Raw genomic sequence first — 22,885 nt, forward strand, 5'->3', positions numbered from 1 at the left:
GTTGGCGAAAAAGGTTACATAGGTCGCATGCGGCGCACGCGGGCCGTTGTCGCAGTGATGAAGCGGTATTCGGCGCTGGGAGGCTTGCCGGCTGCGTACCAAAGCACGAATACCGTTCCTGCGTACACGATGGCTCCGCCAGGTATCAATGTCGCCAGCGCAATCACTGCATTGCTTGTACTGCTCACGAGGCCCAATGCGGGCTGCGCCATTTCGAGTGCCGCGGCCATGACGCCAGTTGCAAGCAGCGGGCGCCATGTCACGCGCACTCTCTCCGCGGCGCGCAAGCCCAGTTGCCTAGACAGCAACGCCATCGCGGTGGGCACTGCGACCGCCAGCGCTGCGAGATAGGACCATGCTGCCGTGGCCAGTCCATGGCTGAGCAGCAGTGCCAGCAGCGGCAGAACTATGACGCATTCCAACGCGGCCAGCACCGTGTTGACGTAGGGCTTGCCCAGCACGTTAAAAATGGCGTTATTGGTGCTTTGAAACATCTTGATTGCGCCATAGACGCCGAGCACGCGTACCACCGGGATGGCATCGATCCATTTCGGACCCAGCAGCGCCAGTACCAAGGGCTCGGCCAGCACGATCACGCCGACGGCAGCAGGCAAGGTCAACAGCAATACGGCCTCTTGCACTGACAGGTAGGTCGCCTTGAGCTTTTCGGCATCGCGTGCGACCAAGCTGTAGCCCGGATAGGCTGCCCGCATGATAGGAAACAGCAGCTCCGATGTCGGCAGTTGCGACACCTCGTGGGCGACGCGGAACACGCCCAGCGACGTGGCGCCTGCCAGGCGGCCGATGAGGTAATCAGGGCCTCGCTCGATGAGGTAGCCCAGCAGACCATTGACCATGATCCATCGGGAGAAGCCCAAAAGATCGCGCGTGGCCTTGAAGCACAGCCGCGGCCGGTAGGGATGCATCATGAAGCTGATCACTACACCCGTGACCCGGGACACCAGCGTGCCGCCCACCAGTGCCCAGTAATTGCGAAACGTGAATGCCAGCCACATCGTCGCCACAAAAGCCACGACTTTTTTTACCAAGAAAAAGGTGACGTCCTGCCGAAACTGCATTTGCTTGCGGAACATCACCAAGCCGATGTTCTGCAGGCCTTGCACCGCCGCGATGAGAGCGAGGACGTAGATGACCGACTTCAGGCGCGGCTCATTGAAGAACCCGGCCAGTGGTATGGCCAGTGCCACCAGCACCAGTCCGGACAGCAGGCCGTGCATGACCGTCAGGGTCCATGCCGTGTCGTAGTGGAGGCGGTCGGCATCGGGTTTACGGATGATGGCGTGGTCGAATCCGAAATTGCCTATCAGCTCCAGCACGGCCAGCAGCGTCATCGCCATGGCCACCAGACCGAAATCGGCCGGCAGGAGCAGCCGGGCCAGGATCAGGGTCGAAACCAGCCCGATGCCGCGCTCGGCGAATTTGAAGACGACCAGCCAGAGTGCGCCCGTGGCGATGCTGCGGTTGACGCTGCTCAGAGGTGCGTTCATCGGGACATGGTGCGGCGGGAGTGCATGAGCAGCGTCGCGCGCACGGAACGCAGCCCTGGCAGCACCGGAGCAATCAGTGACTTGATCAGGAAGGGGTAGTAGTGCTGGATGCGGCCGACCCTGCGGCTCATGCGCAGCACCTGTCGTGCGTTTTGGCCATCGCCGCGCATGAGCAGGTCCGAAACCCAGCTGTCATAGACCCGCAGCCGTTGAGCGCGCAGCAGCTCGTGCTCGACGTGCTGCTCGGGCTGCAACAGCTGCTCCACCCTGTCCATCACGCACAGGTTGTCGCTGTAGCCTCGCAGATTGGTGCTCAGGCTGTCCGCGCGCAGCCGCTTGCCCACCAGCGGCTGGCGCAGCAGTCCATATCGACTGTTCCTACACAGCCGGAAGTACAAGTCCAGGTCTTCGGCGATGGGCAACGTGACGTCGAAACCCCCGATGGCGCACAACGCATCGGTGCGCGCGATGACGGTCGAGGTGCCCAGGTAAGAGTCGCGCAGCAGCTCCGTGAGGCCGTTGAACACCTCCAGCGCATCGGCGCGAAAAGCTTCGCCGTGCGGGACGTGCAGGCTGTCCTGTTCCACCAGCGGCTCCGCGACGAAGCTGCTCGCCAACAGCACCAACCCGGGCTCGCGGGCGATCGCCTCCATCTGGTTCTCGACCCTGGTGGCAACCCAGTAGTCATCGCTGTCGAGGAAGGCGATGTACTCGCCGCGGGCAGCGGCGATGCCGGTGTTGCGCGCGGCCGACGCGCCGGCATTGGTTTGGTGGATGTAGCGCACGCGGTCGCCGAACGAGGCCACGACGCGGGCTGTGCCGTCGCTGGAGCCGTCGTCCACCACGATGCACTCCATGGGCGCGTAGGTCTGGGCCAGCACGCTGGTGATGGCCAGCGGCAGGAAGCGCTCGCTGTTGTAGGCGGGGATGATGGCGCTCACAAGCGGGCGCCGTGCCGTGTTGCTGGTGCCTGTCATGGCTGCTGCTCCGCTGCACGCGTCTGGCCTGGGCGGGATGCTCGCAGCCCCGGGAGATCGGGTCGGGGGTGTGTCGTCGCGTTGCGCGGCCGCTGATGATCAGGACGGTTGTTCATGGGTGGAGATGTGCGCAAGATGAGGTCGGATTCCGGGGCGGTGCGGGGCGTCGGCAGGCCTTGCAGCCACTGGACGGTTTGCGCCAATACCCAGGCACTGGCGGCGTGGCCCGAGAAGGTGTGGTCGGCCTGTGCGAACCCGGCTTGGCGTAGCTGCGGATGCTGCAGCGCCGCGTGCCAAGCGGCATCGTCGGCGCAGCGGTCCAGGAACTCCTTGGCCGCCAAGTCGTTGCCGCTGAGCAGCAGCAACAGCTCGCCGTCGAAGATCTGCCAGGCTTGGGCCATGCGCTGCTCGAAGCCAAGGGGCGACCCGGCCTGGGCGCGGCGCCTGCACAGCACCGTGCCAAGGTTGGTGAGCAGGCCGCGCACGGCGCCCAGGCCGACGCCACCGCGCAGCAGCTTGAGCCAGAACTCGCGCTGCAGCAGCCGCCGCGTGTAGTAATGCTTGACACGGGTGCGCGCCAAGCCGCGCGCCGAGCGCACCCAGGGGTTGGCCAGGCACAGGCCGCGCACGCGCGCGTCGTGCGTGGCATGCAGGTACAGCAGCGCCGCGGACGCACCGTCGCACAGCCCCCAGAGCATGATGTGGCGCAAGTTCGCACAGCGCGCGAGCAGCGCTGCGATGGCCGCACCGATGTCGGGCGCGGTGTGCTCGAAGCCGGGGGATTCGCCCTCGCTGTCGCCCATGCCGCGCAGGTCGAAGCGCAGCGCCGGATGCCCCGCGCCGGCCAGTGCGCGGGCCAGGCGCACGAACAAGCGGTGCGCGCCGGCGCGGTACTGCGGCCCGCCGGTGACGATCACCACGCCGGTGTCGGAGAGTGGGACCTGTGCCGGCTCTGCCAGCACGCCTACAAGCTGCACGCCCTGGCATTCAAAGGCCAGGACGTGCTCGTGCCACGGCGTTGTGCTCACGCGAGCACCTCGCCACCCAGCGCCTGCAGCGTGGCCTGCAGCAGCGCGGGCGCGGTCTCGGTTTCGGCGGTGGTCCAGAAGGCCGGGCCGGGCATACGTTGCGCGTGCACCTGCCAGCCGCCGCGGCGCCAAGCCTCGAGCACGGGCTGCGCACCCGGGGAGGGCGCTCCCGGCTCGGTGCCGCCGAGCTCCAGCCAAGCCAGGCAGCCCGCGCGCGGGGGCGGGAGCACGAGAAGGGCCGACTGCAGCCCGTACGCCAGCGCGGGGGACATCGTGTAGCCCGCGGCTTCTACGGGCTGGCCGGCCTCCAGCCGCTCGCGTAGCGACTTCATCAGCGCGCCGGCCTGGCCCTGGACCAGGCCCTCGGCCAGCCGCAGGCGCAGGAACTGCTGCAGCACCGCCGCGCCACTGGCCGGGGGCTGCCACAGCAGCAGGTTGCACGGCTTCGGCAGCGCGTGCGCGGCCTCCACGGCCAGCAACGCGCCCGCGCGCAGGCCCCAAATCCACAGCGGCACCTCGCCGGGTTGAGCACGCAGCCATTCGCATGCCAGCAGCGCGTCATCGAGCCAGCCCTGCCAGGAGGCGTCGCCGAAGTCGCCCGCGCTGTCGCCGCAGCCGTGCAGGTCGATCTGCAGCACTTCAAAGCCCGCGCTGGCCAGGGCCCGCGCCTGCAGCGCGGCCATGCGGCGGCTGCGGTTCATCTCCTCGGCCAGCGGGTGCAGGTACAGCACGCGCGCGCGCGGCTGCCCGCCTGCGGCGCGGTGGTGCAGACAGAAGCGCCGGCCCTCGTCGCGGCCCATGAAGAACGGGTGAGCGGCTTCGTGCAACGGCGTGGTCACGAGACGGGAGGAGGACAAGGCGGCGTGGCGGTCGACACTCAGGCGGCGAGGCGGGCGGCGACGAAGTCCGTCAGCGTCCCCACGGTGGCGAAGGCGGCGCCTTCGATCTCGTCGTCCGCCAGGACCAGCCCGAAGCGCTCCTCCAGGCCGCCCAGCAGCGCCACCACGCCCATCGAGTCGAGCTCGGGCAGCGCGCCCAGCAGCGGGGTGTCGCGGGCGAATTCGGCCGTGCGTCCGCCCAGACCGAGCAGCTCGTCGAGCAGGGCGAGCACTTCTTGTTGAGTGTCCATGCGGGAAATTCCTTCGACCAAAACAACGGCCACCGCGCCCAAAGCCCGGGACGCCGTGGCCTGTGACAGGCAGGGTGTGGCCGCGTCCCAGAACCCGGCACGGCGGCCGGTTTCGTCCTCGGACGAAGCGGGAATCACGGCTTGACGCGGTGATTCCTCGGGAGTCAGGGGCCGGAAATGAAATTTTGCACCAGCATGGGCGCTTGAAATTGAGCCCGATAATTGGATACTTCAAAGTTTTTCTCAAAAATTTGCCATTCCTGCCCTGGATCAAGCCCAGGGCGCCGGGGCTCTTCCCAAGGGCTTTGGCCCAAGGATTTGGGAAAGAGATCCCGCGCATGCCTGCTGCCGCCTTGTTGCCTGAACTGATCGCCTGCGCGGCGTGGCGCACGCCCGAGGCCCCGGCCCTGAGCCAGGGCGGGCGGGCGCTGGAATACGCGGCGCTGCAGGCACAGGTGCAGGGTTTCGCCGCGGGACTGATGGCGCTGGGTTTGCGGCGCGCCGAGCGCGTGGCGATCTGGCTGGAGAAGCGTTTCGAGGCTGTGGTGGCGAGCTTCGGCGCGCCGGCGGCTGGCGGCGTGTTCGTGCCGCTGAACCCGCTGCTCAAGCCGGCGCAGGCCGGCTTCATCCTGGCCGACTGCAACGTGCGGGTGCTGGTGACCTCGCCCGAGCGGCTGCCGCTGCTGCTGCCGTTGCTGCCCGAGTGCCCGGACCTGCGCCACGTGGTGCTCACGGGCGCGGTGCCGCCCGGGCTGGCGCTGCCGCCGGGCGTGGCGCTCAGCGCCTGGGACGCGCTACTGGACGCGCCGCCGCGCGCCGGGCACCGCGTCATCGACGCCGACATGGCGGCCATCCTCTACACCTCCGGCAGCACCGGGCGGCCCAAGGGCGTGGTGCTGTCGCACCGCAACCTCGTGGCCGGCGCGGCCAGCGTCGCGTCCTACCTGGACAACCGCCCGGAGGACACGCTGCTGGCGGCGCTGCCGCTGTCCTTCGACGCGGGCTTCAGCCAGCTCACCACGGCCTTCCACGCCGGCGCGCGCGTGGAGCTGCTGAACTGGCTGCTGCCGCGCGACGTGCTGCGCTGCATGGAGCGCGAGCGCGTCACGGGGCTGACGGCCGTGCCGCCGCTGTACATCCAGCTCGCGGCGCTGCCCTGGCCGGTGGCGATCGGCGAGCACCTGCGCTACTTCGCCAACACCGGCGGGCGCATGCCGCGCGAGACGCTGACGCTGCTGCGCGAGCGCGTGCCCAGGGCCGAACCCTTCCTGATGTACGGCCTGACCGAAGCCTTCCGCTCCACGGTCCTGCCGCCGGCGGAGGTGGACCGCCGTCCCGACTCCATCGGCCGCGCCATTCCCAACGCCGAGATCCTGGTGCTGCGCGAGGACGGCAGCGAGTGCGCGCCGGGCGAGCCGGGCGAGCTGGTGCACCGCGGCGCGCTGGTGGGCCTGGGCTACTGGAACGATCCCGTGCGCACGGCTGAGCGCTACAGGCCGCTGCCCGCGGGCGTGGCCGGGCGCGAGGGCGCCCTGCCGCTGGGCGAAGTCGCGGTGTTCTCCGGCGACACTGTCACGCGCGACGCGGACGGCTTCCTGTACTTCGTGGGCCGGCGCGACGAGATGATCAAGACCTCCGGCTACCGCGTCAGCCCGACGGAGGTGGAGGAGGCGCTGTACGCCACGCGGCAGGTGGGCGAGTGCGCGGCCTTCGGCGTGGAGCACCCGGTGCTGGGGCAGGCCATCCGCGTGGTGGCCACCGCGCCGGCGGACGCCGGCGGCGTGGACCTTGCCGCGCTGCTGGCCGAGTGCCGCCGGCGCATGCCCGCCTACATGGTGCCGGCGGGCGTGGAGGTGGTGGCCGGGCCGCTGCCGCGCAACCCCAACGGCAAGATCGACCGCAAGGCCCTGGCCGAGGCCTGGGCCCGGCGGCAGACGAGCGAGGGCTGATTTCCTCTCTGCGTTGACTTGGGCTTGTTGAGTTCCGCCACCCCTGCGGGACCCGGCCGGCCCGTTTGCCCATTCCTTTGCACCCATGACCCAACCCCCCGTCCATGCCCCCATGTCGCAGTTCGCCGTGCGCGACGGCGAGCTGCTGGTCAACGGCTGGCCGCTGCGCCGGCTGGCCGAGCGCGTGGGTGCCACGCCCTTCTACGCCTACGACCGCGGCCTGCTGCGCGCGCGCGCGGCCGAGCTGCGCGCGGCGCTGCCCGCGGCGGTGAAGCTGCACTACGCGATGAAGGCCAACCCCATGCCGGCGCTGGTCGCGCTGATGGCGCAGCTGGTGGACGGCATCGACGTGGCCTCCGCCGGCGAGCTGCGCGTGGCGCTGGACGCCGACGCCGACCCGCGCGAGATCAGCTTCGCCGGCCCGGGCAAGCGCGAGGCGGAGCTGCGCCAGGCGGTGGCCGCGGGCGTGCTGGTCAACGTCGAGTCCGAGCGCGAGCTGGCGCTGCTGCCCGGCATCGCGCAGTCGCTGGGCTTGCCCGCGCGCGTGGCGCTGCGCGTGAACCCCGACTACGAGCTCAAGGGCTCGGGCATGCGCATGGGCGGCGGTAGTAAACCCTTCGGCATCGACGCCGAGCGGCTGCCGGCGCTGCTGGGCACGCTGGGGCGCGAGGGGCTGGCCTTCGAAGGCTTCCACCTCTTCGCCGGCTCGCAGAACCTCAAGGCCGAGGCGATCTGCGAGGCGCAGCGCCTGTCCTACGAGCTGGCGCTGCGGCTGTCGGCGCACGCCCCGGCGCCGGTGCGCTGCCTGAACCTGGGCGGCGGCTTTGGCATCCCGTACTTCCCCGGCGAGCAGCGGCTGGCGCTGGGCCCGATCGCGGAGAACCTACAGCGCTTGGCCGAGCGCGCCGCGCGCGAGCTGCCGCAGGCGGCGCTGGTGCTGGAGCTGGGGCGTTACCTGGTGGGCGAGGCGGGCGTCTACGTGGCGCGGGTGCTGGAGTGCAAGGTCTCGCGCGAGCAGGTGTTCCTGGTCACCGACGGCGGGCTGCACCACCACCTCGCGGCCTCGGGCAACTTCGGCCAGGTGCTGCGCAAGAACTACCCGGTGGCCATTGGCACGCGCATGGACGCGCCGGCGGTGGAGAGCGCCTCGGTGGTGGGCCCGCTGTGCACGCCGCTGGACCTGCTGGCCGAGCGCATGGCGCTGGCCGAGGCGGGCGAGGGCGACCTGGTGGTGGTGTTCCAGTCCGGTGCCTACGGCGCCAGCGCCAGCCCGCAGGGCTTCCTCAGCCATCCGGGGTGCCTGGAAGTGTTGGTGTGAGGTGGGGCGGCGTCGATGCAGGCAGGCGCACTGCTTACAGCCAGTTTGGAGGCCGCCTGGGTCACCGCCTGCGCGCAGTGCTGTCCGGGAAAAGTCGGAAACCGGTTCGCCTCGCCATCTGCGGCGCAGGCCGCCAGCCCACCCAGTCGTCATCCCGGCGAAAGCCGGGATCCACGCGCACCGGGGTCGTGGCGTGGCCGGCGCCAGCACGCTCCTGTACAGGCCAGGGCTACGTAGCAGCGATCGTGGATCCCGGCTTTCGCCGGGATGACGACGTTTTTTCTACGGCCTGCGCCACGGCACGCGAGGCGTCCTGGCGTCGCAGTTTTCCCCGGCCAGCAGTGCGCCTGCGCGGGAATGACGAAGCAGGGGGCGGGCCGCGCCAGCTCGCGGCCAACGCCCTGCAAGTTCTTCCTGGCCGACAGTGCGCGCACGCGGGCGTGACGGCATGTCCCCTTCAACCCGCATGACAGCCCGCTTGCCCCAGGCCCTGTTGCCAGCCGCCGGATTGTCCGCAAGACAAGTGGTTTCCGCCGCCTTCCTCTCCACCGCCGCCGCCGCCGCGGCGCTGTTCATCGCCGCGCACCACCCCCTGGGCCCCGGCCTGGCGGCCGTGCTGGTGCTGGCCTGGGGAGCGCTGAACTTCGCGCGGCCCACGGCCTGGCTCGCGTTGCTGCCGGCGCTGCTGCCGGTGGCGAGCCTGGCGCCGTGGAGCGGCTGGGTGGCGCTGGAGGAGTTCGACCTGCTGCTGCTGGGCACCGCGGCCGGCGTGTACGCGCGGCAGGCGCTGGACCTCGCCCGGGGCCGCGCCGAGGCCCGCCGGCCGCCGCCGGCCGGCGTGCTGGCGCTGGCCGCGGCGCTGGGGCTGTGGACGCTGCTGTCGCTGTGGCGCGGGCTGCTGGACGCGCCCGGCGCGCCGGGCTGGTTCGATGCCTTCCTGCAGCCGCTCAACGCGTGGCGCCTGGCCAAGTCCGCGCTGTGGGTGCTGCTGCTGCTGCCCGCGCTGCACGAGGCGCTGCAGGCCGAGCCCGCGCGCGCACTGCGCCGGCTGCGCCTGGGCATGCTGGCCGGCACGGCGCTGTTCCTGGCCGCGGTGCTGTGGGAGCGCGCAGCCTACGCGGGGCTGCTGCAGTTCAGCAGCAGCTACCGCACCACGGGGCCGTTCTGGGAGATGAACGTGGGCGGCGCGGCCATCGACGCCTACGTGGCGCTGGCCATGCCCTTTACCGCGTGGGCGCTGTGGCGGCTGCGCCGCCCGCTGCCGTGGTGCCTGGCGGCGCTGATGGCCGTGGCGCTGATCTACGCGGCGCTCACCACCTTCTCGCGCGGCGTGTACGGGGCCGTGGCGCTGCCGCTGCTGCTGCCCCTGGCGTGGCGGGCGCTGTCGCGGCTGCGGCAGGGGCGGCTGCACGGGCTGCTGCAGGCCGGCGGGCTCACGGTGGCGGCGGTGCTGCTGCTGGTGGGGGTGTCGCAGGAGCTGCAGCTCCAGGGCGTGGCCGCGACGCTGGTGGTGTGGCTGCTGGCAGCGCTGGCGGTGTGGCGCTTCACGCGCATCGGCTGGCGCGCCGCCGCGGGCGTGACGCTCGCCGTGATGCTGGTGGCCGAGGTGGTGGTGGTGTTCAGCGGCGGCAGCTTCATGCGCGAGCGCCTCAACGCCAGCGGCATGGACCTGCAGGCGCGCCTGGAGCACTGGGGGCGCGGGCTGTCGCTGCTGCGCTCGGACGCCGATCGCGCGCTGGGCCTGGGCGCGGGGCGGCTGCCCGCGCACTACGCCAGCGCCAAGGGGCACCCGGGCTTCTCCGGCACCGCGCAGTGGGAGCTGGACGAGAGCGTGCGGCTCACCGGGCGCCAGTCCGGCGCGCATCCCCGCGGCTACTACGGGCTCACGCAGCGCGTGGCCCTGCATCCCGGGCCGCACCGCGTGGAGCTGCGCGTGCGTGCCGAGGCGCCAAGCTGGGTGCTGCTGAAGGTGTGCGAGTCCTGGCTGCTCTACGACCTGCGCTGCCAGCTGCGGCAGCTGCGGGTGATGCCCACGTCGATGGACGCGCGGCTGACGACGGTGCTGCGCATCCCGCCGTTGGGCCACGCGCCGCTGCCGCGCATGCACGTGTTCATGGTGGCCGCGCGCACCGGCGCGCTGCGCGTGGACGAGATGCGGCTGTACGCCGGCGGCGAGCAGCTGCTGCGCAACGGCGACTTCTCCGACGGGCTGGCGCACTGGTGGCCCACGGGGCAGGAGTACTACACGCCCTGGCACATCGACAACCTGTACCTGGAGCTGCTGATCGAGCGCGGCGTGCCGGGGCTGGCGCTGTTCCTGGCGCTCGTGGCCGCGGCGCTGTGGCGGCTGGCGCGCGTGGTGCGCGCGGGCGGCGGGCTGGCCGAATCCGGCGTGTTCCTGGGCGCGGCGCTGTGCGGCGGCCTGCTGGTGGGCCTGATCAGCGGCGTGATGGACATGCCGCGCGTGGCCTGGCTGCTGTGGCTGCTGGCGTGGACGGCGCTGCTGCTGCCGCGGGAGGAGGGGCGGGAAGCGGGGTAGGTGGGGGCACGGTGCTGGCTGGGGAAAGTGGCGGAGCGTTGGCCGGGAGCCGATTTGCCTCGCCAACCACTTCGTCATTCCCACGAAGGCGGGAATCCAGGCGGCCCCACGTCAGCGCGAAGCCTTGGGGCCGCGGACCAGGACCGAAGCCCCGGCGTTCAACCCGAACAGCTGGCGGCGGCTTGGGGGCCGCCTGGACTCCCGCCTTCGCGGGAGTGACGAATCAGGGTGCGAAGCAACTCGGCTCACGAGATGCCACGGCCTGGAGATTTCCCCGCCCCCTCACCCCCGCGGTACCGTCCCCCCGTGCCGCGCGCCGCTGCCGGCGTGCGGCGGGGCGCCGCCGCGCTCGTCGCTCCAGCGTTCCAGCGCTTCGCCTTCCTCCTGCGCCTCGTCCTGCGCGCGCCGCGCCGTGGCGGCCAGCACGCCCAGCACCAGGCCGAGCACGCCCCCGATCCAGAAGGCCACCAGCAGCCACCACGCCGACACCATGTCCCCGTCCCCCATGCGCGCTCCCTGCATTGCGCCTCTCCAGCCGGGCACCCTGGCGGCGCCCGGTGCCGCCGCCCGTGAAGATCCTGAGCGGCGTGCAGCCCTGCATGTTCCCGTCGCGCCGGGATGCGACGGTTACCGGATGTGGGGCCTCTCGTTCACCCCGGAGGGCGGGCGGCTCAGGGGCGCGGGGCGGGCGCGTCCCGCCACAGCAGCCGCGTCTTGACCCAGGCGTGGCGCAGCAGCAGGCCCGGGGGCATGCGCAGCGCGTGCGCGCGCAGGTACAGCAGCGCCAGCGTCGGCCCCGTCCAGGGCAGGCGCAGCCCGGGATGCGGACAGCGCAGCGCGCACGCCCACAGCGCATCCATCAGCGCCTGCAGCGCCGGGCCCGGCGCGGCCTCGGCGGCGGCACGCAGCGCCGGCGCCGGCACGGCCGTGCCCAGCAGCCGCTGCGCGGCGCGCAGCCCGTGGTGAAGCTCGCGCAGCAGCCCCAGTTCGCGCGCGCGCGCGGTCAGCGCCGGCCAGAAGTCCGGCACTCCGGCGCCGAAGTGGCGCAGCAGCGCGTCGATGTCCCAGAGGTCGCGTAGCCCGTGGCTGAACTCCTCGTTGCGCAGCAGGTGCGTCATGGCGTGCAGCACCATGTCTGCCGGCGCCAGCACCCGCACGCCTTCCAGCGCGGTGGGCACCGCCGCGGCCAGCAGCCGCGCGGCGTCGGGCCGGTGGCGCGCGGTCTGGGGCAGCAGCCCGTGGTGCACGTCCACCACCGTGAAGCGGTCGCGGTGCACCATGGGCGGTAGCTCGTGCGTCCAGGCGCGGTAGTAGTGCTGGTCGTAGTCGCTGAGATCGGCGTCGAAGCTCCAGCCGTGGCGCTGCAGCTGCCGCTCCACCTCGGCCAGCCGCTCGCGCGGCACCAGGATGTCGGTGTCGGAGAACAGCCGTCCCTCGGCCGCCGGCAGCCCGGCCAGCACGTAGGCCGCGCCCTTGAGCAGCACCAGCGGCAGCCCCAGCGGCGCCAGCGCGCGGCGCAGCTGCCGCGCCTCGCGCCGGATCTCCTCGTGCTGCGCCCGCGCCAGCAGCAGCGCCGCGTGCAGGTGCGCGCGCGGCGCCTCGGGCACCGCGTCCAGCAAATCCAGCCCGTGCAGCCGCTGCGCTAGCCGGCCGTGCAGCCCGGCGCTGCGGGCCTGGCGCAGCAGCCACTCCCAGCGCGGCAGCGCCAGCGCGGCCAGCGTCTCGGGATGCCGCAGCGCCTGCGCCAGCAGCCCGGCGTCGGCCGCGCTCATGCCGCGCCGGCGCGCCCGGCGGCCAGGGCGTCGAACACCGGCAGCGCCTCTTCCAGCCGGGCGTAGCTGAAGTGGTGGCAGGCGCTGTCGTCCACCATGCGCGCCAGGCGCTCGAAGCCGGCCAGGCCGTGCACGTTGTAGTTGAAGGCGTTCTCGATCAGCCGCATCAGCGCCTGCGCCTTGGGCAGCGGCTGCAGCTGCGCCGGCTGGCCGGCGGCCCAGCGGGGCAGCACGATCCAGCCCGGGCGCGCGGGCTCGGCGGCGCGCGCCACGCCCTCCGCCGGCGGGCTCATGTGCACCACCGTGCCCTTGACGGTCTCGTGCACCGGCGGCCCGAAGCGCGCCGACGGCGCGAAGCGGCGCACGACCTCGATGGAGGCGTTCTTCAGGCTCACCGGGCGCGGCAGCGGGTGGATCAGCCCGGTGGCCGGGTCGATGAGCGCCAGCTCGTCGGACAGCAGCCGCCAGCCGCTCAGCGCCAGCGCCGCGCACAGCGTGCTCTTGCCCGAACCGGAAGGGGCGGGCAGCACCAGCGCGCGGCCGTGGCGCTCCAGCACCGCCGCGTGCAGCGTGAGGAAGCGGTGGTACAGCCCAGTGAGGCACCAGTTCAGGCCCCACTCCAGGAGCGGGAAGCCCTGGTCGCCGGGCAGCGGCGTGAAGGGCGCGGCGCCGTCGATCTTGAACAGCACCTGCGGACGCCACCAGCGCCGCGGGCCGAAGGGCCGCTCCACGCTGACGTGGAAGTCGGCGAAGCCCTCGTCCTCCACCGGGTGCGCGGCGTAGTGCAGCGCGATGCCCCGCGCCACCGCCTCCAGCGGCGAGCGGATGCTGTTGAGCACCGGCCCGGTGCGCAGCCGCAGGCCCGGACCGCGCAGCCGGCGGCGCAGCGCCTGCGCGTCCAGCGCGTCCACCCTCATGGCGCGCCGCCGTCGCAGCCGAGCACCAGGTCGAGCCGGGCCAGGTCGGCCAGGACGGCCTGCAGCGCGCGCACGTCCCGCGCATCGGGCGGGACGCCGTCTTCGCCGGGCAGCAGCCGCTGCGCGAGCTGCGCGGCGTCCTGCGGGACGGCAGCCTCCAGCAGCGCCAGCAGCACCTCGGCGGCGGCGGGGGAGAGCAGGTGCGTGCTGCCGGAGGCGGTGTCGAAGACCACCATCTCCTCCTCGTCGTCCCAGCGGCGCCAGTGCAGCGTGCCCGCGGGCGCCGCATAGCACGGGGCCATGGCGGTCGAGGCCGGGCTTACTGCCAGCTCATCGCCAGCCACTCGCGGGTGCCCGCGGGCGTGAGCGGCTGCGTGTTCAGGTCGGGATGGTTGTAGGCGCCGTTGTTGTGGCGGATGTTGGCCCAGATGGCCTTGACGGCGTCGCCGTCCTCGAAGGGCGGCGGCATGCCGCCGCTGTAGGCGCTGAGCCACACGGCCGCGACACAGGCTTCGAGCGTGTTGGGCTGCTGCAGCACCTCCAGCAGCGTGGCGTTGGGCAGGAAGCCGGAGATCGGCGCGCCGTCGAGCACTTCCCGGAAGACGGCGGTGTTGCGGTCCACGCCCACGGGCCAGTCCATGCTCTCGGCCCAGGCCGTCGGCGACAGCCCGTTGCAGGGCCGCGACCGCGAGGGCTGCGTGGCCTGCCGGCTGGCGAAGGTGGAGGCGGAGACGAAGCTCGACGCCGTCACGCACATGCCCGCCGACACCGGCGCGCTGGTGAGCGTCAGCACCACCGGCGCGGCCACGCCCAGACTGCGGCGCAGCATGCGGCGGCGCGATTCGGTGCCGCGCACGGCCTCGGCCGGTGCGCTTTCCCGCCGCGTGCCTGAACTGCTCTCGGTCTGCTGCATGTCCATCCCTCGTCTAAACGGTCGCTTGCGGCCGGAGTGTACGTGCATGCAACAGCCCGGCAACAAACACCGGCTTGCGCTGGCGGCAAAACAAAGGCGGTTTGGATTACTTGTTATGGCCGTAGCCATAACTATTGCCGTTGCCGTTGCCGTACGCGTTCCCGTTCCCGTTCGTGGGGGCCGTGCCGGAGCCGGTGGGGGAGGTGGTGGCACCGGAGCCGGTGGACGAGGTGGGTTCCGTGGGGGTGCCGTAGCTGGGGAGAGAGGAGGGGGAGGCCATCGGCGAGGCGGTGGGTCCGGCGCCGTCCCAGGTGCGGGCGATCCACTGCCGGGTGCCCAGCGGCGTCATGGCCGGCTGATCGGCGCTGGCCGTGGGGGACTTGTAGAAGCCGCCGTTGGCGCGGATGTTGCTCCAGATCGCGACCACGCCGGAGGGCGAATCGAAGGGCTGGCTCATCTGGCCGCGATGGGCGTTGAGCAGCGCTGCCACCACGTGCGCCTCGATCGTGCCGGGCGCGTTGAGCACCTCCAGCAGCGTGACCGACTGGTTGCCAAAGTCCGCCGAGAGGGTGTGCGTACTGAATTCCTGGTGGAATTTCCTGCTGGGCAGCAGGCCGCCGGGCCAGTAGGGCAGCTGCTGCACCCATTCCGCAGGCGACAGGCCCATGCAGGGCTCCGAAACGGGCCGGGCCTGCCGGCTCTGGAACGTGGCGGAGGAGACGAAGGACGAGGCCGAGATGCACTGGCCGGCGGCCACCGGCATGTTGCTCAGGGTTAGGACCACGGGGGCGGCGGTGCCCAGGCTGCGGCGAAGCATGCGGCGACGGCTCTCCAGGCGGCGCGCGTCGGCGCTGGCCGGTTCCTGTGCATGATCCCGTGGAGGTTGGGGGTGAACCATGTCGATCGTCCTGCGGCCTTCCTACTTCTTTGTCGCAGGTGTACCGGCTTTTGTGGAGGTCGTCCGACTATGTGTGCGCCGCGCCGTGAAGTTGTGACGCTTTCGTGTCCGCTCGGGATATGTGCCAGGAGGGCTCAGCGCCCGGCGGCGCGTTGCGGCGCGCGCCGGCGTGCCGGCGGGGCGAAGCCCTGGCGCTCCAGCGCCCAGCCCTCGGTGGCCTGCTCCGGCGCATGCGCCAGCACGCTCTGGGGCGCCAGCCCGCGCGCCACCATGCGTCCCACCAGCGTCTCGCAGGCCTCGGCGTCCAGCCGCAGCGCCAGGCGCTGCCAGCGACGGTTGAGCGCCTCGTGCGACCAAGCGTCCTCCAGCGCCCAGCGCGTGCGCAGCGGGTCGCCGTCGCGCACCTGCGCCGCCAGCAGGCGCGGGATGAGGGTGTGGATGAAGAGGTTGTAGTCCTGGCGCAGTCCCAGCGCCTCGAACAGCGCCACGATGCGCGCCAGCCGCGCCGACCACTGCGGATGCGCCAGCTGCAGCGTCAGCAGCGCCTGCAGCCCCTGCACCGGGTTGAGCAGCCGCAGCCGCGGCGGCGGCAGCAGGTGCAGCGGCAGCTTGGCCGCCTCCTCGTGCGACAGCGGCGTGACGAAGGAAATGAGCGTGCCCACGCGCTCCCACTGGTCGGCGCCCAGCCCGTCCAGCGTGGCCAGGCCGCCGCGCGCCATGCGCTGTAGCTGCGCCTGCACCTGCGCCAGGTCGCGGCTGCCCTTGGCGCGGTTGGCGCCCTCGCTCATCACCGCCAGGTTGCCGGCGGCGTAGCCCGCGGCGTCGAAGACGCGGTCCACGCAGGCGTCGGTGGGGCGCTCCAGCGCCTGCGTCAGCGGCTCGCGCGTGACGGGGCAGTGGCCGACCTCGATCTGGCGCAGGAAATGCGGCGTGACCTGCAGCGTCTCGAAGTCGCGCCCGCGCTCCCAGGCCTGCAGCCGCAGCCGCAGCCACTCGCGCACTGAGGGCGTGGCCGCGCGCGTGCGCCGCCCGAAGCGCGCCTGCCCCGCCTCCCAGCCCTGGCGCAGCGCGCTGCCCGGCCCCAGCCAGGCCGGCGGCGGCGCCAGCGCGTGGCGCGCGTGCTCCCAGCCGATGTCGAAACCCACCGGGTCTTGCACCGGCGTATCGAACTCAAGCCTCCCCTGGGTGGTCATGTCGCGGCTCCTGGACAACTGTGTTCAGATCCTGTGGATTCATACAGTATGCCCTTGATGTAGCTCACCCGCTGAGCCTGTGGACAAGCCCGTGGGGATAATCCGCCGGCGGCCTTGCCGGGCCGCTTGCCGGCGGCGCCGCGCGTGCCGCGCCGAGGGGCACGGGCAGGGGGCGGGTGGTGTCAGGCCCGCGTCCGAAAGCGGTTGTTACGATTCCCGCCGATGCGCGCCAGGGAGGGAGGCCCGTGGACCGTACCGAACGCTTCTACCGGATCGAGATGCTCATCCGCGCCCGTGCCGGCGGCGGCTGCGTGAGCTTCGCGGAGCTGATGGCCGAGCTGGGCGTCTCGCGCGCCACGCTCAAGCGCGACCTGGAGTACCTGCGCGAGCGCATGAACGCGCCCATCGTCTACGACCGTGTCGTCAACGGCTACCGCTTCGCCACGCCGGCCGAGGGCGCGCGCGCCGGCGCCGCGGCCCGGGCCGCGCACGAGCTGCCGGGGCTGTGGTTCAGCGAGGGCGAGATCCACGCGCTGCTGACCATGCACCAGCTCATCCGCGGCCTCGACGAGGGCGGCGTGCTGGCGCGCCACCTGCAGCCGCTGCTGGAGCGGCTGCACGGCATGCTGGGCGGCAGCGACGGCGAGTCGCGCGAGCTGATGAAGCGCGTGAAGATCGCCAGCCCGGCGCGGCGCCCGGTGGCAGCGCGGCATTTCGAGGTGATCGGCAGCGCGCTGACGCGGCGCCAGCGCGTGCACATGCGCTACCGCACGCGCAGCCGCCAGGAGGTGACCGAGCGCGTGGTCTCGCCGCAGCGCCTGGTGCACTACCGCAACACCTGGTACCTCGACGCCTGGTGCCACCTCACCGAGAAGCTGCGCCGCTTCGCGCTGGACGCGGTGCTGGAGGCGCGGCTGGTGGAGCAGCGCGCTCGCGACGTGGGCCTGCGCACGGTGGAGGCGGAGTTCGACACGGGCTACGGCATCTTCGCCGCCTCGGCCAAGGGCAAGCTGCAGTGGGCCACGCTGCGCTTCACGGCCGAGGCCGCGCAGTGGGTGGCACACGAGCAGTGGCACCCGGCGCAGCAGGCCACGCTGGAGCGCGACGGCACGCTCACGCTGCAGCTGCCCTACGCCTCCGACACCGAGCTGGTGATGGACGTGCTGCGCCACGGCGAGCACGTCCGCGTGATCCAGCCCGAGCGCTTGGCCGCGCTGGTGGCGCAGCGCCTGCAGGAGGCCGCGCGCCAGTACCCCGGCGCGGGCTGAGGTCCAATCGGGGGCTTATGACCCGATTCCTGCACACCGCCGACTGGCAGATCGGCCGCCAGTACGGCCGCTTCGCTCCCGACGACGCGATCCCGCTGGCCGAGGCGCGCTTCCTGGCCGTGGAGCGCATCGCTGCGCTGGCGCGCGAGCGCGGCGTGGACGCCGTGCTGGTGGCCGGCGACGTGTTCGATGCCCAGACCGTCTCCGAGCGCACGCTGCGCCGCCTGTTCAACGCGATGGCGGCCTTCAGCGGCCCCTGGGTGTTGATTCCCGGCAACCACGACGCGGCCCTGGCCGAGAGCGTGTGGACGCGCGCGCGGCGCCTGGGCGCCATCCCGGCGCACGTGCACCTCATCGCCACGCCGGGCGCGCGCGTGTTCGCCGACATCGGCCTGGCGGTGCTGGGCGCGCCGCTGACGCAGCGCCACACTCACACCGATCTCACCGAGGCCTTCGACCGCCTGGAGACGCCCCCGGGCCTGCTGCGCGTGGGCCTGGCACACGGCAGCGTGCAGGGACTGCTGGCCGAGGAGATCGACTCGGCCAACCCGATCGCCCCCGACCGCGCGCGCCGCGCCCGCCTGGATTACCTGGCGCTGGGCGACTGGCACGGGCTCAAGCAGATCGACGAGCGCACCTGGTACAGCGGCACGCCCGAAGCCGACCGGTTCAAGGGCAACGCGCCGGGGCACGTGCTGGAGGTGGAGATCGGCGCACCGGGCGCGCTGCCCGTCGTGACACCGCATGCCGTGGGGCGCTACCGCTGGCAGGCGTGGAGCGAGGCGCTGTCGCTGCCCGGCGACGTGGACCGGCTGGGCGAGGCGCTGGCCGCGCTGGGCGCGGACGACGTGCTCGACCTGACGCTGTCGGGCCGGCTGGACTTGGCGGCGCACCAGCGGCTGCAGGCGCTGCTGGGCGAGGCGGGGGCGCGGCTGCGCAGCCTGCAGATCGAGCAGGAGGCGCTGCGGCTGGCGCCCACAGAGGAGGACGTCGAGTCGCTGCGCGCCGACGGCTACCTGGGCGAGGTGCTGGGCGAGCTGCGCGCGCGCCAGGAAGGCGACGATGTGGCACGCGAGGCGCTGTCGGTGCTGGCCGGGCTGCTGCGCGAGCGCCAGCAGACGCAGGAGCAAGAGCAGGAGGAAGCGGCATGAAGCTGCAGCGCCTGCGTATCGAGCAGTTCAAGCAGTTCCGCCAGCCGCTGGAGCTGGCTGGGCTGGAGCCGGGGCTGAACCTGTTCACGGGGCCCAACGAGTCGGGCAAGAGCACCATCGTGCGCGCCATCCGCGCGGCGTTCTTCGAACGCTACCGCTCCAGCAGCGTGCGCGACCTTCAGCCCTGGGGCGACGGCAGCGCCAGCCCCAGCGTGGAGCTGGAGTTCGAGAGCGGCGGCCGCAGTTGGCGGCTGCACAAGCAGTTCCTGCAGCGCAAGCGCTGCCGACTGCAGGTGGACGCGCAGGCGCTGGAGAACGACGAGGCCGAGCAGCGGCTGTGCGAGCTGCTGGGCTTCCAGCTGGCGGCGCGCGGCGAGAGCAAGCCGGAGCACTGGGGCATCCCGGGGCTGCTGTGGATCGAGCAGGGCGGCAGCCACCACATCCGCGACGAGGTGCTGCACGCCACCGACCACCTGCGCACGGCGCTGCAGGGCTCGCTGGGCGAGGTCGCCAGCACCGCCGGCGACGACGTGCTGGCCCGGGTGCGCAAGGAACGCAGTGCGCTGCTAACCGAGGAAAAGGGGAAACCTCGCGGCGACTATGCCGAGGCGATCGCGCTGCGCGATCAGCTGCAAGTAGAGCTGCAGGAGACGCAGCAGCGGCTGGCCCAGTACCGCGAGCAGGTGGACCGGCTGGGCCAGGTTCAGGCCGAGATCGCGCTGGACGAGGCCGAGCGGCCCTGGGAGCCCTTCGAGGCGCGGCGTGCCGAGGCGCAGAAGCAGCTCGACGGCTTGCAGGCCGCGGCCGAGCAGCTGCAGCGCCAGCGCGAGCAGCTCGCGCCGCTGCAGCGGCAGATCGACCTGCTGCAGCAGCAGATCGAGGCCCATGCGCAGCAGCAGCGCTCGCTGGCCCAGCGCGAGGCCGCGCTGGCCGCGGCGCTGCAGGCGCAGGAGCTGGCCGCGCAGCGGCTGGCCCCGGCGCGGCAGCGGGCCCAGGAGGCGCTGTCGGCACAGCAGGCGGCGCAGGCGCTGCTGGAGCGCGTGCGTGCCCGGCAGTGGCGCGAGTCGCTGCAGCGCGAGCACGCGGCGGCGGCGCAGCGCGTACGCGGCCTGGAGGGCGCGCTGGCCGAGGCGCAGTCCCACGGCGCGGCGCTGGCCCGGCTGCGCGAGGTGGCGCAGCGCCAGGCGCTGGACGCGGTGCAGCTCAAGGAGCTGCGCACCCTAGAGCAGCGGCTGCGCGAGCTGGAGCTGCGCCGCGAGGCGGCGGCGACGCAGCTGCGCTGGCACTTCGACGCCGGCGCCGCGCCGCGGCTGGACGGCGAGCCGCTGGAAGGCCAGGGCGAGCGGCTGCTGCTGCAGCCCGCGCTGCTGGAGCTGCCGGGGCTGGGCCGGCTGACGGTCACGCCCGGCGGCGCCGACCTGGAGCGGCTGGCGGCACAGCTCGCCGAGGCGCAGGCCGGGCTGGAGGCGCTGCGGCGCCGGCTGGGCGTGGCCTCGCTGGCCGAGGCCGAGGCGCGCCACGAGCGCCAGCGCGTGCTGGCGGGACAGATCGACACCCGCCAGGCCCTGCTGGCACAGCTCGCGCCGCACGGCGTGCCGGCGCTGCAGGCGGAAGCCGCGGAGCTGCAGGCCCGGCTGGGCGCGCTGCAGGCGCAGCTCGCGGCGCTGCCGCCGGCGCAGGAAGGCGACGACGCCTTGCCGCCGCCGGCGCAGGCGGAGCAGGGCGTCAAGGGCGCGGCCCGGCTCTGGGAGCAGGCCCAGCAGGCGGCGCAGCAGGCGCAGTCCGCGCTGGAGCAGGCACAGGCCGCGGCCGAGCACGCGCGGCGCGAGCACGAGGCGCTGCGGCAGGCGCTGGAGTCCGGCGAGTCCCGCCTGGCGCTGGAGCGGGCGCAGGGCGAGCGCCTGGCGCTGCTGCGCCAGCGCGAGGACCTAGAGACGCTGCTGCGCGCGAAGCAGGCCGACATCGACGCGCTGCGTCCGGACGTGATCCAGCACGACGTGGTGCGGCTGAAGAAGAGCGCCGAGGTGAACTACCAGCAGTACCAGGAGCGCCGCCGCGAACGCGAGACGCTGCAGGCGCGGCTGGACGAGGCCGGCGCGCAGGGGCTGGAGGACGCGCTGGCGACGCAGCGCGCGGCGCTGGAGCGCGCGCAGCGCCACTGCGCCGAACTGCAGCGCCGGGCGCAGGCGCTGGACCTGCTGGCCAATCTGCTGCTGGAGAAGCGCCGCGCGCTGACGCAGCGGCTGCAGGCGCCGCTGCAGAAGCACCTGAACCGCTACCTGGGGCTGCTGTTCCCGCGCGCGAGCGTGGAGCTGGACGAGGCGCTGATGCCGGGCCCGCTGCGGCGCGAGGGCGTGGCGGTATCGGACGGGGAAGGCGCTTTCGAGCAGCTGAGCTTCGGCGCGCGCGAGCAGATGGGGCTGATCAGCCGCCTGGCCTACGCCGACCTGCTGCAGGAGGCGGGGCGGCCGACGCTGATCCTGCTGGACGATGCGCTGGTGCACAGCGACGCGGGGCGGCTGTCGGCCATGAAGCGCATCCTGTTCGACGCGGCGACGCGGCACCAGATCCTGGTCTTCAGCTGCCACCCGGAGGCGTGGCGGGACCTGGGGGTGGCGGCGAGGAGCATCGAGGCGCTGCGGCAGGGACGGTAGGACGGAATGCGCAAGCAGGGGTGAGGCCAAGGCGGCCAGCCGACTCCGGGGCGGGCACCGCGAGGGCCGCCATGCGCCCCGCCAACACGGCCAATAAGTCACGGGCAGGACGGTTGCAAGACGTGGGGCGCCGAAGCCCCAATCCTAAGATCGGCCGCCGCGCGCCAAAGGCCCCGCCCGTGCCGGCTTGCCGTGCAGCGGGGTGGCGCGCTCGGCGCGCGGCGCGCCGCGCTCACCGTCTTGAAAGCTTCGCCAGACCATGTCCAGTCCGCCTTCCGCGCCCAGCGTGTCCTCCAAGATGGAATCCATAGAGGGCGCTCGCGCCCTGGCCGCGGTGATGGTGGTGCTGATGCATGCCGCCAGCCTGATGCAGGTGGAGCATTTGTCCGGGCACGTCGGGCTGGGAAATGTCTTCGGCTTCGGCTACGTGGGGGTGGATTTCTTCTTCGTGCTCAGCGGCTTCATCATCGCCTACGTGAATTATTCCCACCTGGGTAATGCCGGCAGCTTGCCGCGCTACCTGTGGCGCCGTTTTACCCGCATTTATCCGATTTACTGGATCATCCTGCTGCTGAGCAGCATCCTGACCACGGCGGGGCACCTGGCTGCCGGCAAGGGTTTTCAGGGCTTTGTTGCACAAATAGTGCGGGCGGCGAGTTTCCCCTGACCCCAGGCGGATTTATGCCGCAGCCACCGTTTCAGGTCGGCCAAGACAGGTGAAGCGGTTGAGCAACGCAGCGCGTATTTGCAGCTCTGCCACCTGACGTTCAAAGGTACGCGCCATGACCCGCTCGCCCAGCAGTTTGAAACACCTCATCTTGGTTTCCACAAGGCTGCGCCGGTGGTAGCCGCTCCAGGTTTTCCAGATCCGGCGCCCGAGCCGCTGCGTAGCACGCAGGATATCGTTGCGTGCCTGGGCGCCGGCGGTGCGCCGCTTCCACAGTCGGGCGTTCTTGCGCGTGGGGATCACGGCTGCAGCACCCCGAGCGGCAATAGCTTCATGGCAGCCTTGGGTGTCGTAGGCGCCGTCGGCACTGACACTCTCGATCGGCTCCTGCTCGGGAATCTGCTGCAGCAGCGTGGGCAGCACCGGCGCGTCGCCCACCGAATTGTCGGTGACCTCGATCGCACGGATCTCCAGCGTTTGTGCGTCAATGCCAAGGTGCACCTTGAGCCACTGGCGTCGGTAGTCGGCTCCATGCTGGCGGCGTTTGCCACTCCCCCTCGCCGAGCATCTTTACGCCGGTGCTGTCCACCAGCAACTGCAGTGCGGCGCTGGGGCAGTAGCCGATCTCCACCTGCAGCCCTTCCTGACGGCGGCTGAGCGTGCTGAATTCCGGCACCGGCCATGCCAGCCCAGCGAGATTGAGCAGACTCTCCACCATGCCGCAAGTCTGGCGCAGCGGCAGCCCGAACAGCGCCTTGATGGTCAGGCAAAACTGGATTGCCGCGTCGGTGAACGTGGGGCTGCGACCGCGCTTGCCAGTCGTTGGCGCCACCCACGTCATGTCCCGGTCAAGCCACACCAGCAACGAGCCTCGCGCCTTGAGCGCCGCGTTGTATTCGCGCCAGTTGGTGGTGCGGTAGCGCTGCGTCTTCTTGTCTTCGTCTGTCCTCACCGGTCCAGCGTACCGCGGCTGTCAACTCCGGCCGTGCCGATCGCTTCAGCCC

At 72.1% G+C, this 22,885-nt stretch carries 19 protein-coding genes and 1 pseudogene; 7 read left to right on the plus strand and 13 right to left on the minus strand.

What is annotated here, in order from left to right; genetic code table 11:
- Window positions 1–14: 14 nt before the first annotated feature.
- From H537_RS45590 to H537_RS0126105, 5 genes are read right to left on the minus strand one after another with little or no spacing between them, the layout of a single operon-like run.
- Window positions 15–1,508: a lipopolysaccharide biosynthesis protein gene (locus H537_RS45590; RefSeq protein WP_051243276.1), complete on the minus strand. Its 1,494-nt coding sequence runs from the start codon at window positions 1,506–1,508 to the stop codon at window positions 15–17.
- The gene (locus H537_RS49710) at window positions 1,505–2,485 is read right to left on the minus strand and encodes a glycosyltransferase (RefSeq protein WP_051243277.1); all 981 of its coding nucleotides are present in this window, start codon (window positions 2,483–2,485) and stop codon (window positions 1,505–1,507) included. Before H537_RS49710 ends, H537_RS45590 begins: the two co-directional genes overlap by 4 nt.
- Complete coding sequence (locus H537_RS45600; RefSeq protein ID WP_064736050.1) at window positions 2,482–3,513, minus strand: hydrolase 1, exosortase A system-associated; 1,032 nt, start codon at window positions 3,511–3,513, stop codon at window positions 2,482–2,484. The genes H537_RS49710 and H537_RS45600 overlap by 4 nt, the downstream gene beginning before the upstream one ends.
- Window positions 3,510–4,370, minus strand: coding sequence for a hydrolase 2, exosortase A system-associated (locus tag H537_RS0126100; protein ID WP_238446800.1), 861 nt, complete (start codon window positions 4,368–4,370; stop codon window positions 3,510–3,512). Before H537_RS0126100 ends, H537_RS45600 begins: the two co-directional genes overlap by 4 nt.
- Window positions 4,371–4,390: 20 nt before the next feature.
- Window positions 4,391–4,642, minus strand: a complete 252-nt coding sequence (locus tag H537_RS0126105) for an acyl carrier protein (RefSeq protein WP_029000206.1) — start codon at window positions 4,640–4,642, stop codon at window positions 4,391–4,393.
- A gap of 338 nt (window positions 4,643–4,980) precedes the next feature.
- On the opposite strand from H537_RS0126105, the gene H537_RS0126110 reads away from it, so the two are divergent.
- The 3 genes from H537_RS0126110 to H537_RS0126120 all read left to right on the plus strand — a co-directional run bounded on the left by H537_RS0126110 (window position 4,981) and on the right by H537_RS0126120 (window position 10,448).
- On the plus strand, window positions 4,981–6,591 hold the full coding sequence (locus H537_RS0126110; protein ID WP_029000207.1) for an acyl-CoA ligase (AMP-forming), exosortase A system-associated: 1,611 nt from the start codon (window positions 4,981–4,983) through the stop codon (window positions 6,589–6,591).
- Window positions 6,592–6,676: 85 nt separating this feature from the next.
- The gene (locus H537_RS0126115) at window positions 6,677–7,909 is read left to right on the plus strand and encodes a pyridoxal-dependent decarboxylase, exosortase A system-associated (RefSeq protein WP_029000208.1); all 1,233 of its coding nucleotides are present in this window, start codon (window positions 6,677–6,679) and stop codon (window positions 7,907–7,909) included.
- A gap of 523 nt (window positions 7,910–8,432) precedes the next feature.
- Window positions 8,433–10,448 carry a hypothetical protein gene (locus H537_RS0126120; protein ID WP_029000209.1) on the plus strand — a complete coding sequence of 672 codons (2,016 nt, stop codon included), beginning with the start codon at window positions 8,433–8,435 and terminating at the stop codon, window positions 10,446–10,448.
- 282 nt (window positions 10,449–10,730) lie between these two features.
- Here the strand turns inward: H537_RS0126120 and H537_RS0126125 are convergent, their stop codons facing one another.
- The 7 genes from H537_RS0126125 to H537_RS55110 all read right to left on the minus strand — a co-directional run bounded on the left by H537_RS0126125 (window position 10,731) and on the right by H537_RS55110 (window position 16,141).
- Complete coding sequence (locus H537_RS0126125; protein ID WP_029000210.1) at window positions 10,731–10,970, minus strand: hypothetical protein; 240 nt, start codon at window positions 10,968–10,970, stop codon at window positions 10,731–10,733.
- 149 nt (window positions 10,971–11,119) lie between these two features.
- Entirely contained in the window at window positions 11,120–12,220 is a 1,101-nt protein-coding gene (locus tag H537_RS0126130) for a nucleotidyltransferase domain-containing protein (RefSeq protein ID WP_029000211.1), read from the minus strand.
- On the minus strand, window positions 12,217–13,137 hold the full coding sequence (locus H537_RS0126135) for an HprK-related kinase A (protein ID WP_029000212.1): 921 nt from the start codon (window positions 13,135–13,137) through the stop codon (window positions 12,217–12,219). Before H537_RS0126135 ends, H537_RS0126130 begins: the two co-directional genes overlap by 4 nt.
- A complete protein-coding gene (locus H537_RS0126140) occupies window positions 13,134–13,439 on the minus strand; it encodes an HPr-rel-A system PqqD family peptide chaperone (RefSeq protein WP_043460139.1) in 306 nt (101 codons plus the stop codon). The genes H537_RS0126135 and H537_RS0126140 overlap by 4 nt, the downstream gene beginning before the upstream one ends.
- 17 nt (window positions 13,440–13,456) lie before the next feature.
- Window positions 13,457–14,050 (minus strand): hypothetical protein, encoded by a 594-nt coding sequence (locus tag H537_RS0126145; protein WP_156901949.1) that lies wholly within the window; start codon window positions 14,048–14,050, stop codon window positions 13,457–13,459.
- A gap of 106 nt (window positions 14,051–14,156) precedes the next feature.
- Window positions 14,157–14,867, minus strand: a complete 711-nt coding sequence (locus H537_RS0126150; RefSeq protein ID WP_029000215.1) for a hypothetical protein — start codon at window positions 14,865–14,867, stop codon at window positions 14,157–14,159.
- Window positions 14,868–15,082: 215 nt separating this feature from the next.
- Complete coding sequence (locus tag H537_RS55110) at window positions 15,083–16,141, minus strand: hypothetical protein (protein ID WP_029000216.1); 1,059 nt, start codon at window positions 16,139–16,141, stop codon at window positions 15,083–15,085.
- 245 nt (window positions 16,142–16,386) lie between these two features.
- On the opposite strand from H537_RS55110, the gene H537_RS0126160 reads away from it, so the two are divergent.
- The 4 genes from H537_RS0126160 to H537_RS0126180 all read left to right on the plus strand — a co-directional run bounded on the left by H537_RS0126160 (window position 16,387) and on the right by H537_RS0126180 (window position 21,881).
- Window positions 16,387–17,409, plus strand: a complete 1,023-nt coding sequence (locus H537_RS0126160) for a helix-turn-helix transcriptional regulator (RefSeq protein WP_029000217.1) — start codon at window positions 16,387–16,389, stop codon at window positions 17,407–17,409.
- Between the two features lie 17 nt (window positions 17,410–17,426).
- Window positions 17,427–18,560: a metallophosphoesterase family protein gene (locus tag H537_RS0126165; protein WP_029000218.1), complete on the plus strand. Its 1,134-nt coding sequence runs from the start codon at window positions 17,427–17,429 to the stop codon at window positions 18,558–18,560.
- Entirely contained in the window at window positions 18,557–21,214 is a 2,658-nt protein-coding gene (locus H537_RS0126170; RefSeq protein ID WP_029000219.1) for an AAA family ATPase, read from the plus strand. The genes H537_RS0126165 and H537_RS0126170 overlap by 4 nt, the downstream gene beginning before the upstream one ends.
- A gap of 286 nt (window positions 21,215–21,500) precedes the next feature.
- On the plus strand, window positions 21,501–21,881 hold the full coding sequence (locus H537_RS0126180; RefSeq protein WP_169517095.1) for an acyltransferase family protein: 381 nt from the start codon (window positions 21,501–21,503) through the stop codon (window positions 21,879–21,881).
- Between the two features lie 12 nt (window positions 21,882–21,893).
- Here the strand turns inward: H537_RS0126180 and H537_RS45605 are convergent.
- A pseudogene (locus tag H537_RS45605) lies at window positions 21,894–22,833 on the minus strand (IS5 family transposase).
- Window positions 22,834–22,885: the final 52 nt, after the last annotated feature.

Source organism: Azohydromonas australica DSM 1124, assembly GCF_000430725.1.
Taxonomy (GTDB): domain Bacteria; phylum Pseudomonadota; class Gammaproteobacteria; order Burkholderiales; family Burkholderiaceae_C; genus Azohydromonas; species Azohydromonas australica.

Bases quoted from the DNA above. Each gene is read 5' to 3' on its own strand.
- H537_RS0126150 (WP_029000215.1), bottom strand. From the start codon at position 14,867: ATGCTTCGCCGCAGCCTGGGCACCGCCGCCCCCGTGGTCCTAACCCTG.
- H537_RS0126170 (WP_029000219.1), top strand. From the start codon at position 18,557: ATGAAGCTGCAGCGCCTGCGTATCGAGCAGTTCAAGCAGTTCCGCCAG.
- H537_RS0126115 (WP_029000208.1), top strand. From the start codon at position 6,677: ATGACCCAACCCCCCGTCCATGCCCCCATGTCGCAGTTCGCCGTGCGC.
- H537_RS49710 (WP_051243277.1), bottom strand. From the start codon at position 2,485: ATGACAGGCACCAGCAACACGGCACGGCGCCCGCTTGTGAGCGCCATC.
- H537_RS0126130 (WP_029000211.1), bottom strand. From the start codon at position 12,220: ATGAGCGCGGCCGACGCCGGGCTGCTGGCGCAGGCGCTGCGGCATCCC.
- H537_RS0126105 (WP_029000206.1), bottom strand. From the start codon at position 4,642: ATGGACACTCAACAAGAAGTGCTCGCCCTGCTCGACGAGCTGCTCGGT.
- H537_RS0126110 (WP_029000207.1), top strand. From the start codon at position 4,981: ATGCCTGCTGCCGCCTTGTTGCCTGAACTGATCGCCTGCGCGGCGTGG.
- H537_RS0126145 (WP_156901949.1), bottom strand. From the start codon at position 14,050: ATGCAGCAGACCGAGAGCAGTTCAGGCACGCGGCGGGAAAGCGCACCG.
- H537_RS45590 (WP_051243276.1), bottom strand. From the start codon at position 1,508: ATGAACGCACCTCTGAGCAGCGTCAACCGCAGCATCGCCACGGGCGCA.
- H537_RS55110 (WP_029000216.1), bottom strand. From the start codon at position 16,141: ATGACCACCCAGGGGAGGCTTGAGTTCGATACGCCGGTGCAAGACCCG.
- H537_RS0126135 (WP_029000212.1), bottom strand. From the start codon at position 13,137: ATGAGGGTGGACGCGCTGGACGCGCAGGCGCTGCGCCGCCGGCTGCGC.
- H537_RS0126140 (WP_043460139.1), bottom strand. From the start codon at position 13,439: ATGGCCCCGTGCTATGCGGCGCCCGCGGGCACGCTGCACTGGCGCCGC.
- H537_RS0126165 (WP_029000218.1), top strand. From the start codon at position 17,427: ATGACCCGATTCCTGCACACCGCCGACTGGCAGATCGGCCGCCAGTAC.
- H537_RS0126125 (WP_029000210.1), bottom strand. From the start codon at position 10,970: ATGCAGGGAGCGCGCATGGGGGACGGGGACATGGTGTCGGCGTGGTGG.